Annotated in this window: 5 protein-coding genes; all 5 read right to left on the minus strand. The window is 41.7% G+C overall.

The window, feature by feature from the left end:
- Positions 1–185: 185 nt before the first annotated feature.
- Entirely contained in the window at positions 186–1,376 is a 1,191-nt protein-coding gene (locus tag F994_RS07375; RefSeq protein WP_004649632.1) for an HlyD family type I secretion periplasmic adaptor subunit, read from the minus strand.
- A 3-nt stretch (positions 1,377–1,379) separates the two neighbouring features.
- The gene (locus F994_RS07380; RefSeq protein ID WP_004649633.1) at positions 1,380–3,515 is read right to left on the minus strand and encodes a type I secretion system permease/ATPase; all 2,136 of its coding nucleotides are present in this window, start codon (positions 3,513–3,515) and stop codon (positions 1,380–1,382) included.
- The gene (locus tag F994_RS07385; protein WP_004649635.1) at positions 3,512–5,014 is read right to left on the minus strand and encodes a TolC family outer membrane protein; all 1,503 of its coding nucleotides are present in this window, start codon (positions 5,012–5,014) and stop codon (positions 3,512–3,514) included. The genes F994_RS07380 and F994_RS07385 overlap by 4 nt, the downstream gene beginning before the upstream one ends.
- Positions 5,015–5,797: 783 nt before the next feature.
- Positions 5,798–6,883 (minus strand): tetratricopeptide repeat-containing glycosyltransferase, encoded by a 1,086-nt coding sequence (locus F994_RS07390; protein ID WP_004649636.1) that lies wholly within the window; start codon positions 6,881–6,883, stop codon positions 5,798–5,800.
- Between the two features lie 128 nt (positions 6,884–7,011).
- Positions 7,012–12,642, minus strand: a 5,631-nt coding sequence (locus F994_RS17180) for a beta strand repeat-containing protein (protein WP_004649637.1), incomplete at its 5' end; no start/stop codon positions are given.

A 12,642-nucleotide genomic window follows, 5' to 3' on the forward strand; every position in this document is an offset into this window, starting at 1 on the left:
ATATCCTTGATGAAATTTATTAGCTTAGTTGTACTAAACCACCATTCAACATCCATGACAAAAATTAAAGCAAATGTGCTTTCGATTATTTTCAAAAGTCACAACGGATGAGTTAAGCCTAAAATGCGACATCACTCATCAATTGTTATTCATGTTCTTATTCAATATTTTAGCAACATTGCAGCCTAGCGTTCGCGTAATGCTTCTTGCGCTTTATTAAAGGGTTTAATCAAATAATCCAAGATTGTTTTCTCACCCGTACGAATATCCACGGTTGCCACCATACCGGGGGTAATACTGAATGTTTTCCCTGCTTTATTGCTTAATTGGTCTGAATCTGTGCGGATATACACCCGATAGTAAAATTGATCCTGCTTCACTTCATCCCGCAAAGTATCGGGAGAAATGATAGTAACTTTGCCTTTCAATCCACCATAAATCGAATAGTCATAAGCGGTGATCTTGACCAAGGCTTCCTGTCCGGGATGAATAAAGGCAATATCGCGTGGTGAAATTCTTGCTTCAATCAGCAGTTGTTCATCTAAAGGAACAATGGTCATTAATTTGCCATTTTGCGGCACAATGCCACCTATGGTCATGACATCAATTTCTTTGATTACGCCACGTACAGGTGACTTAAACACGGCACGGCTTAAGGTATCCGCCTTACCCTTTACCACTTGTTGTTGGGTTTCAATATCGGTATTTGCCTTCGACAGCTCTTCACGCGATTTCACATAATATTGGTTGCGTATATCATTCATTTGATTGCGTAATTCATTAGCCTGACGCTTTAAACGTAAAACTTCAACTTCACTCGCCGCCCCTTTGGCAACCAAAGGTTCAGTCATGCTTAATTCTTGTTGAACCAAAACCAAAGCCTGCTCTAAACCAGAAATAGATTCTTCTAAATTGGCACGACGTGAACGATACAAAGCGGTTTCTTCATTTACCAATTGGGTTTCGGATAACACTTCAGGCGGGAAAATAAGCGCTGTACCATTGACCTCCGCACGTAGCCGCGCCGCTGTCGCTCGGGATGACATCAGCAATGACTCTGACTCGCCGACATTGGAGGCAAATCGTGTTGGATCTAACTGCGCCAAGACTTGACCTTGGGTAACAATTTCCCCTTCATGCACATTCATTTTGGTGACAATACCGCCCTCTAAAGATTGAATAATTTGCTCTTTGGACGAAGGAATGACTTTACCTGTGCCAGTCGAGACTTCTTCTAATTTAAATAACCATGCCCACACCAAAATAACCAATAAACCCAGACAAATAATCCAAATAAAAATACTTGCTTTCGGTAGTGGTGGCTCTAATTCTACGACCTTCATCGGACGTTTTAATGCTAATTTTTTCTCGCCCATGATTTAGCCCCCGACCACATGTACTTTTTGTGGTTGTTGATTTTGATTCAAAATCTGATCCCGTGGCCCATCCATCACCACCTTGCCGTCATTGACCACAATAATCCGATCCACCAGTTCCAAAACAGCACGACGGTGGGTGGCAACCAGCAATGTTTTTTGTCCGAGCCAGCCTTTTAAATGCTCAATGAATTGTTTTTCCGAGACATCATCGATGGACGCTGTAGGCTCATCTAAAAGCAGAATATTCGGTTGACGAATCAGCAAGCGCGACAACAGTAAGGCTTGCTTTTGCCCGCCAGAAAAACCAACACCACCTTCTAAAATAATGTGATCTAAGCCTTCTTTCTTTTCTTGTACGAAGTTCATTGCCCCCGTGATTTTCAGCGCAGCTAAAATTTCTTCATCATTGGCTAAAGGTGCGCCTAAGGTTAAGTTTTCTCGTACCGTACCAAAAAATAAATGTGCGTTCTGATTTAATAGCGCCATATCACGACGCACATCTGAAGGATCAATTAAGCCCAGCTCAACACCATCTAATTTAATTTTTCCTTGTACGGGTGTTTGCATTCCAGACAACAATTGCAATAAGGTCGATTTACCTGCCCCATTGCGTCCAAGAATGGCGATTTTCTCACCCACTTTAATTTCAAGCTTCGCAATCATCAGGCTCGGCTTGGGATCATCTTCGCCATATTTAAAGTTCACACCAGTTAATTCATAATGCCCATTCAGCACTGGACGATGGATTAAATGCGCATGATCGGGTTGATCAACTGCTTTTTTCATTAATTCATCTAAACCCATTTTCGCGACTTTGGCTTGTTGCCAACGTCCTAACACCCCAGTAATTTGTGCAATTGGACCCAACATGCGAGAAGACAACATCGAACACGCCACCAAAGCACCTGTGCTCATATCACCTTTCATTACTGCAAAAGCACCCACCAAAACCACAATGGCAAAAGCCAAGCCTTGGATTTTTTGTGTCCATGCCGACATGACCCCGACAATTTTACGTTGCCGCATGGAAACATCCGCAGACGCTTCATTCATATGGTTCCATTGATTTTGAAACCGTGCTTCGGCGCGAAGTAATTTAATATCTTCAATCCCTTGTACCGCTTCAACCAACATGGCATTACGAATCGCCCCCTCGCGCATCCCCTCATTGGCCAGTTTAGCCAAAGGTTTTTGTGCCAACAGACCGGGAAGAATCATTAAAGGCACAATAACCAACATCACCCAAAATAAATTGCCACCGATGAGCCAAAAGATGCCAAGGAATAAAAAGAAAAAGGGTAAATCTGACATGGCGGAGATTGTGGTTGAGGTCACCAAATCGCGCACACCTTCCAGCTCACGGATTTGTGAAATAAAACTCCCGGTTGATTTGGAACGCTCACTGTTTTTAATTCTCAGGGCATGACCAAAAACTCGATCAGAAATACGTAAATCGGCACGTTTACCAATAATGTCAGATAAATAAATCCGTGCGACTTTTAAACTAAATTCAAAAATCGCCGCGATTAACACCCCACCCGCCAGCACCCAAAGCGTGGTGGTCGATTGTGCAGGGATCACCCGATCATAGACATTCATGGAAAAAACGATGGTGGCCAAGGCCAAAATATTGGCCAGCATGGACGCAAACATGACATCGACATAACGCTTCCAGTCGCGCAAAACAATCGACCAAAACCAGCTACTTTCATAGGGTTTGATATATTCATCGACGCGCGCATCAGGCACTGACTGTGCAGGTCGGAGAATATAAACATGAGCAATATTTTCCTTCAGCACCTCGAGCGTTAAAATTTGCGCCAGCCCCTGATCACCACTGAACTGAACACTGGCATTGCCATCGACATCGACCTTGTCAATAATCGCCACTTGCCCACTCTGGAATTCAACCAGCACGGGAAGACGCCATGGATTAATTAAATTTTCACTAAAACTGGCTTTGCGCAGGCTCATGCCAATTTGGCGCGTGATTAAGGTCAAGATGTCATCAATGCTCTGATTCGGATTCCAATCCAATTGCAAACGAATACGTTCTTCAGAAGGCTCGATACGATAATGCTTGGCAATGGTGAAGACCGCTTGCAGCCACGGTTGATAATTGATGGTATGACTCATGGCTGCACCTCAAACCCTTGAATGGAAATATTATTGAGGTCATACAGGTCACGTGAACGACCCGTGACTCTGATATATCTCACAATAGCGCTATAAATGTCATAACGTGCGGCTTCAATTTCTTGTGCTGCACTGTGAATCGCTTGTTCTGCATTTAATAAATCCACCACTGTGCGTGTCCCTAATTTATATTGTTCTTGATACAGCTCTTTGGTGCGAATCGTGGTTTCTTTTCTGGCCGCCAACACGCCGATTTGTCTTTGTTTATTTTCAATTTCTTCACGAATCAATCGAATTTGATCTAATACCTCAAGATAGGTGGTATTGACTTGTGCCTTTGCCGCTTCTTCTGCATAACTGGCGGCACGTGTTTGCGAAGCAACTGCTCCACCTTGATAAAAATTGCTCGACGCTTCTAACATGATGGAATTATAAAAGCCGTCATCTTCATTATTATTGGGGTTCCGACCGTTAAGGGCTTGGCTTAAAGAGCCTTTGACATTCAACGTGGGATAATTGCTCAGTTTGGTTTTTTGCTTTTGTAATTTTGCAACTTCCACGCCCACTTGGGCCACCATCATACTGGGAATTTGATTAAATTCTGGATCACGATACAGTTCAGAATCCTTCACCAAACGTTCTGGAATTTGCCAGTGAATTGCGGATATATCATAACCCAGCAGGGTTCTGAGCTTTTGTTGATACTGCCCAAGATAAGTTTGTTGAATAATTAAATTCGATTGTGCCGCTTCTAAATTCGACTGTGCTTGGATAGGATCAGCTTGGCTACTAATGCCTGCTTTGGCACGTAAATTCGCGATTTCGGCAATCCGGCCAATGCCCTTGATTTGCTGATTTGCAATCAGCACAATGTCTTGATAACGCTTGATATTAACAATCGCATCGGCAACTTGATAAGCAATATTATCCAGCGTAACCAATACCTTCGCTTGTTCCTGCAATCGTTTGGCTTGCTCAACATTGACTGAGGTTTTAACTTTACCAAAGTCATAAAGCATTTGCGTCGCGGAAAGACTCAGTACTTGTCGCCCCCGCTCCCCCGACGTTAAATCCCCAGTACCGATTCCACCCGAAAGTTGCGGATAGTACTGCGCTTTTGCCACATCAATATAGGCACTTTGAGCAGCGACAGCAGCAATACTCTGGGTAATTTCAGGTCGGCGTTGTAATGCTGCTAAAACTACCTCATTAAAATTTAAGCTGGTTGCATAACCCGAAAATGGTTTTTGCCTTACAGCATTAGCCCCTAGGGCTGGAGTCACTTGAGGCAATTCTTGAACTTGAGAGGTATCTAATTGAAAATGACTGAATGAGCGAATACTGGCTTTATTGACATCTTCTGCCGGTTTTGGGGTAAATAACTGACCAATTCCACTCTTCACAGAATTTAAATAGTCTGTTGATGTTTCTGCATGAACATATGCAATGGGTACAGAAAAAGGCAAAAGTAAAATAAATGTAACCCTTATTTTCATCATTAAATATTTTATAATTAAAAAGTAATTTTCTTATTTAAACATATATTTTTAATTCTGCCACCTGCAATTTAAACCATATTAAAAATAAAATTATTATAAAAATAAAAAACATACCTTCTTAAGACAACAACAACCACACAAAACAGAGTAGATTAAAATCAAGTAAAATATTTTCATATGATTAGCATAAAATAGAGAAAAGATTAGAACAACACATCTAACAAGCTAGAAAAATAAATTACATCATTTTCAAAAAAAACACATAAACAATATCATTATATTAATAAAAATCAAGAACCGATTACAAAATAAAATCTTAAACAATATTCCATAATATTTTATTACAAAACACCACGTACAAAAAATAAAAATAATAAATATCAATAATATACAGTAAAATTTTAATTAAAAATCAACATATTTTGAATATAAAAAATTCATTTAAAAGATAATACAGCACAATATAAATGCAAAAAAATATTTTAAAAATCCAATCAATTGCAACAATCTATAATATAAAAACAAATACTAACATCATTTAAAAATAACAATACAAAGCATTAATACTAAATTAACTAAGATCCAGATTAATGCATAAATTCATTTTTAAATATTCATTAAATAAATAACTATTAGTGTAAAAAATCACCCATGTTTTAGATAATTAATATTTTATTTTTAGTTTAACTACATTAAAACCACAAATACAAATTATAAACACAATATATTAACCACCACAAAAAATATGAGTAGCAGTTAATATACTTTTAGAATTATTCAATTTTATTTAAAAAATTGTTCATTGGCTAAAATACGTTCCTTTTGTGACGTCGGATATTTATTGTCTGTAATCAATTTTTGTATTGCTGCCTTACCCGCATCGTTATAGGCCACACAATAACTTGCTGCAACAGCAAGTTCATCCAAAGCACGCCACTCATAGACACTGGCATCCACAAATAATTTATCTTGCGGTAGAGTAATATTTGCCGCCTGCTGTGCAAAATAACTCGCCAAATCAAAAGTTTTCTTCCCTCTATAATATCGTGCTAATTCATATAGTGGCTCTGCGCGTTGCTGCCGAGCAACCCAGCTTTGTAGATATTCTTTGTAGATAGTTTCTTCACTTAGCCCCAAACGCTCAGCCATTTGGGCAGCACGAAATTGTGCCATCCAGCGTTCTTCTTCCCAACCACCCGCACTGGCTCTTTTTAAGTAAAACTCACGACTTTTTTCTAATAATTTTGCATCACGATAACTCTGTGCTAAATAAAATAAGTAGCGCAAATTATCAGGTTCGTCCTGTAAACCTTGCTCCAGTAATGCAATGTCCTTTAAATAAGTATCAGCAATTTTTGCTCGTGCACCATCATGCTGAACACAAATATTCAAACCTTCTAAGGTATGCCAAACATGAGGTGATGCAGAGTGTAAAAATTCATGCAATACACCTTTCCAAATCCATGTTAACTGAGTCGAAACCAAAGCATTACGTCTATAACGCAAACTGCCATAAACCACATTAAAATAATAAGCAGACTCTTTTAGCGGGGGAAGGCTAAAATCTGGATCGGCAAATAAGGTTTCATCTGCATCAATAAAGAGTAAATAATCTGCATGCGGTAAATCATTGGATTGAGCAAGTTCAATTGCTTCTGTACGATTAAAGCCAAAATTTTTCCAAGGACGTTCATATAACTGTCCCGGTATATCTTTTAAATAGTCTTGAATAAGCTGCTGCGTACCATCACTAGAACCGGTATCCACAATACACCAAGAGTCTATCCATGGTTTTACCGAGGCTAAACATCTTAAGATGACGTGCGCTTCATTTTTGACAATCATATTAAGGCGAATATGTGATTCCATTAAACTCAAAGCCTCCTCACTTATAGAATAAATACAAAAACAGACATTAGATTAATTACTTATCAACTTATAAGACACTTTGCAAACCAATTTACAAAGTGCCTTTTGCATCGATTAAATTCTAAAATTTAAAAGATAATTTGATCGTTATTCAATAAATCTTGCAGATTTGTATCGACATTTTTTAAGATCAGTAAATCGACTTTTCCTGTAAAGGCTGTATCACTACCACCATCACGGTCAATGCGAATAACCGTATCAGTACCATTAAAACTGACAGACAAATAATCACCTAAATTTGCCTCGGTTTGATGACCATCCAATAGACTCGCGATATTAATTTTATCTGCTTCGGTATTGGTATTGACATTTCCGAGGGTAAAATCAGTCCACGTATCAATACCATTGCCACCTCTTGCATCAAGATTATCTAATAACTCAAATAATGCGGTATCAGAACCAGTACCCCCCGTAAGCGTATCATTACCAGATCCACCAATCAGTAAGTCCTTGCCTGCCCCGCCATTCAGTGTGTCGTTACCGTCTCCGCCACGCAGTAAATCATGGCCTGAACCACCAGTCAGCGTATCGTCACCATCGTAGCCATATAGGCGAACGCTTTGAGTTTTAACAGAATGATCCAAGACATCAATCACATTGCTGCCTTCGAAAATGTATTCTTGACCATTGCTGAATCTATCCAGCAAATTCACGTCGACTAAGCGATCACCGCTTGCTGATGCAGATTCACCTTGACTGTCAATTGCAGTGAGTGAAACCGAGTTTAGGACATTGGTTGTCAGCAAGTTCCCCGTCAACAAAGTGCCATCTTCAGCTCTTAACTCGACTGCGGCTAACAGCTCATTAATGGCAAGATTACTGATGGTTTTGCCATCCAACGATGTAATGATGAGCGTATTACTATAACCAAGCAGGTTTAATAGACCGCCTTTTGTCACATATTCAACTTTTAAGCCCAGCTCTGCCGCTAATTCTGCACTCACCTCATAAGTCGCACGGGTTAAACCCACATTTACTACAGGCTGATAGACCAATTCAACGCGTTGTAAATTATGATTCACATCAATCACTGTATAAGCCTGACGACTTAAATCCAGTAACCCAAGTGCATCTGCGCCAATCAAACCTAAAAGCTGATTGAGTTTAACACTCACTTCTGGTGCAACATTATTTGGATCAAAGTCTGGTAAATATTTATTGGCATCTTGCAAATTACCGACTGTCAAATCCACTTCATGCAAGGCTTTGTCGCCATCACCATCCTGAATTTCAATGTCAATATTTAGCTGATTATCGCCTTTAATCAAATCGTAAGTGGCTTGATCAACCGTTTTATCTCCAATAATTAATTTACCTGATTTCAGCAAGTAAGAAATCAAGTCTTCCTTATTGGCAAACTGCCCCACAAAGCCTGTAACGCCCTCAAGCACAATCACTTGATCGACTGCCGTTGCGGTATTGCCTGTACTGCTGATATGAATTTCAGTGTTGCCCGCATTTTCAGTAAAGAAAAGATACTGACCAATGTTTACCGAATTTGTTCCAACACGGCTCGCACCAGACAATAGGCTGGAAAGATCAAGCACATCACCGCCCTGAGCCAGTGAACGAATATCAAAGTCCTTAATCCTATCTATTGCGGGTGTTCCCACAATACCTTGATCCCCTGCCTCCCAGCGGAAAACATCACGACCCAAGCCACCTGTTAAGATATCGTCGCCTTTACCGCCAATAATCAGATCATTGCCGGCACCGCCATCAATCGTATCAGCATCAGTACCGCCACGGATAATGTCAGCATAGTTACTGCCTATGATGGTGTCATCTCCACCTAAACCATAGATTTGTACCGATGATGTTGCACTACTCTGATCCAGATTAGAACCGTTATCCTTAATCACAACGCTATTCGCTTGAATACTAGATGTGATTAAGCCAAGCTGAACGGTAAGATCCTGAGACTCTAGAGTACTAGCAGCACCATCCTGATCAAAAGCTTGCAATTTTAATGTGGTCAGCAAATTAAGATTTGAACCCAATAAATCGAGTAAACCACCGCCATCATCTTTCGCGTGAACTGCACTTAATAGTTGATTCATGATGAGTGAATCGACTTCCGTACCTGCAACCAATGGCTCAATCACAAGGCTTGCTTTAAAGTTATTATTATAATCTCCAGCAACAGCGGTGACTTTCAAACCAAGCTCGGCTGCAAGCTGAGTATCATAATCCAGTACTAATTTGCCATTTAAAACTTTATTCAATAAGTCAGTTAATGGTTTAACAAGTGGTGCTACTAGCCCTGTAATTAAACCATTTGGATTTGTAATTAATACATTTATAAGAGCTGTAACACCCAAACCCTCCAATAGATTGGCAACTACACCTCCAAGTCCTAAAATATCTCCTGGAATATTTCTCAACCCATTAACAACACTGACTAATTGCGCTGATACTAAAACATCTAAAGCAGACGACAAATTAGATGTTTCATAACCAACATTAACTTTGGTCAAGTTTTCATTGGCATCCGAAACCGAGAAGGTTTGGGTTTGCGCCAGATCAATCACACCCAACGCATCAGCGTTAATAATACCGCCCCCTAGCAGACCACCAGTTCCAGTAATATTTGCCTCAGGCGCTTCATTGACTGCAACGCCTTGACCTGTCACCTCTACAGTATAGTTACCTGTATTCAGATTCACTGTAATGGTCTCACCGCGGACGGTGGTGACAATTAATGATGTGCCTGAACTATCCGTCACGGTATGAGCAGCCACAACATTGGTGCCCGTAAAACTAGGTGTACCCACCGTAGTTCCATCGTAGGTGAAATTCACACCTTCAACAGTGACTTTACTAACATGTGCGCCTTCGGTATCACCACCAAACGTTGCGACGGCACTGCCACGATAGGTTTGCGGTGTACTCACAATTAGCGTATCTGCTCCTTGTGTCACAGTTTGGGTTAAATTGGCACTAGCAGCTGGTGTTGCAGTCGGTACGTCATCGGCAATTTCAAGTTTCAGTACATCATGTGGCTGACCGCCTGCCAAGACTGGAATGTTAATCGTGAGCTTGTCTGCACCGGCTAATTTATGGTCAAAACTATGACTTTGTACAATGCTGTATGTACCAACATCTGTAAGGGTAATTCTTAATGCCTCCACACCATTTGCTTTTGCAACAAATGGATCAGCGCTTGTACCTGTACCACTCCATACCAGTGGTACACCACCAACAGTCAGTGAAACTGGATTACCTTGTCCATCAACAGCCGTTACTGGTGCTGTAACAGCATCCATGCCCAAACCACTACCTGCTTTAAGATTACTGCCTGTTACAGGTGGGTTTGCACCCGTTCCTGCAAGCACAGCATCACTTAAGAGGGCAGGAATATTAAGGCTATAAGGTTCATCATCAACGGCTGGTAATGATGCATTACCCGCAGCATCTGTAAATATGGCTTTGACGTGAACATCACCCGCAGCTTTGGCAAATTGACTGCCTGGGATCGTTGCTGTCCATTTCCCTGTCGATGGGTCTACATTCGCTGGATAATCTTGCCCATTCACCGTTACCGTGACAGTCGTTGTGACTGCATCAACAGGAATGGTCACTGTACCTGTTACCGAAATATTCGTGCCCGCTTCACCTGTATCAACGACATTATCACCAGCGATTGGTGTATCAATGGAAACTGTACCGCCTATAGGCGCTCCCGTATCAATTTTAAAATTCAGTTTTGGTGATTGAGGTGAAACATTGCTGTTCGTGTCTGACACCGTATAAGCAATGTCATAATTAGCATCTGGCCAACCAGTTGTAGGTGTGTAGCTCCATTTACCATCCGCTTGCACAATGATGGGGGTTCCTGCTCCAGTCACCGCTGTACCATTGACATAAAGCGTTATGATTTCTCCTGACAGACGTCCGCTACCTGTAATTTCTGGACGATTATCATTGGTCACCGAACCATCAGAAATATTGCCTATATGCAATGGAATATCATCAATCGCTATTGGGGCAAGTGTTGGAAGGTCTGGCGGTAAAACATCGACAATAATTGAATTAGATGTACGATCAATAACAGTCCCCCTCTCATCTGTCGCTATGACCTCAATTGGGTTTTGACCTTCTCGTACAGCGACATTTACATTGAGTATTCTACTGCCCACTTCTGCTGCATTGAGAACATATTTATCACCATTGACAACAACAATGTCTCCTATTTTAGCATCGGCACCCAAAGTAATTTTAACGGCTGTATAATTTTTACCATTCATTTCTACCGAATTGAGCGTGCCATTGTTATTTGCATCATTCGGGAAGGCTATCGACTCTACAATATTACGAGCTGCACCATCGACATAAATATCCTTCGAAGTACTGCCTAATACATCAACGCCTGTTTTTATTTCAACCTGAAGTGTTTCCTTTTGTCCTTGTATGACAGGGACATCATTAAAGTCTACATATTTATTGAGAATATCTGCTGCGGTCACAGTATGAGTTAGACCAACTAAGGTAACCTTATCCCCCTCACGAGTATCTGCACCCAGCTGTACACGCACATCAATTGTCGGGTTAATAGCATCAAGTTCATTGTTTTCGATAATATTATTGCCATTAAGATCACTAACAACTTTTACATCACCAATGTATTTTCCTTCAGATACTTCAAAGAATTTAAACTCAACATCTGTTTGCCCTTGTGGGTTCTTAGCATCTACACGAATAAAATTTAGCCCATCAACAACAGTTACAGGAACAGTAATCTCTTTAGCAACGATATCCGCTTGAATCAATGTGTGGCTTGTACCATTCACAATAACCGTGTCACCCGCTTTTGCATCTTGGCCTAAAGAAATCGTTATTGTATTTGGACCATCCCGAAGCTCTCCCTGACTTAATTTACCATTCAAGTTAGCATCAGAATTTAGTTTGGTTGCTGTTATCAAATCAGCTGAACCACTTACACCAGTAGACCCTGTACCACCTGTAGCTCCAGTTACACCCGTAGAACCCGTTGCTCCGGTTGCACCAATATCACCTGTCGCACCGGTAGAGCCTGTTCCGCCTGTAGCTCCAGTCACGCCCGTAGAACCCGTAACACCAGTTGCGCCAATATCACCCGTCGCACCAGTAGAGCCTGTTCCACCTGTAGCTCCAGTTACACCCGTAGAACCCGTTGCTCCTGTTGCGCCAATATCACCCGTTGCACCGGTAGAGCCTGTTCCGCCTGTAGCTCCAGTCACACCTGTAGAGCCCGTTGCGCCAATATCACCTGTCGCACCGGTAGAGCCTGTTCCACCTGTAGCTCCAGTTACACCCGTAGAACCCGTTGCTCCTGTTGCGCCAATATCGCCCGTCGCACCGGTAGAGCCTGTTCCGCCTGTAGCACCAGTTACACCCGTAGAACCCGTTGCGCCAATATCGCCTGTCGCACCAGTAGAGCCTGTTCCGCCTGTAGCACCAGTTACACCTGTAGAACCCGTTGCGCCAATATCACCTGTAGCACCAGTCACACCTGTAGAACCCGTTGCACCTGTTGCGCCAATATCACCAGTAGAGCCTGTTCCGCCTGTAGCTCCAGTTACACCTGTAGAACCCGTTGCGCCAATATCACCCGTCGCACCAGTAGAACCTGTTCCGCCTGTAGCTCCAGTTACACCCGTAGAACCCGTTGCGCCAATATCGCCTGTCGCACCGGTAGAGCCTGTTCCGCCTGTAGCACC

This window comes from Acinetobacter bohemicus ANC 3994 (assembly GCF_000367925.1).
In the GTDB taxonomy this organism is placed as follows: Bacteria; Pseudomonadota; Gammaproteobacteria; order Pseudomonadales; family Moraxellaceae; genus Acinetobacter; species Acinetobacter bohemicus.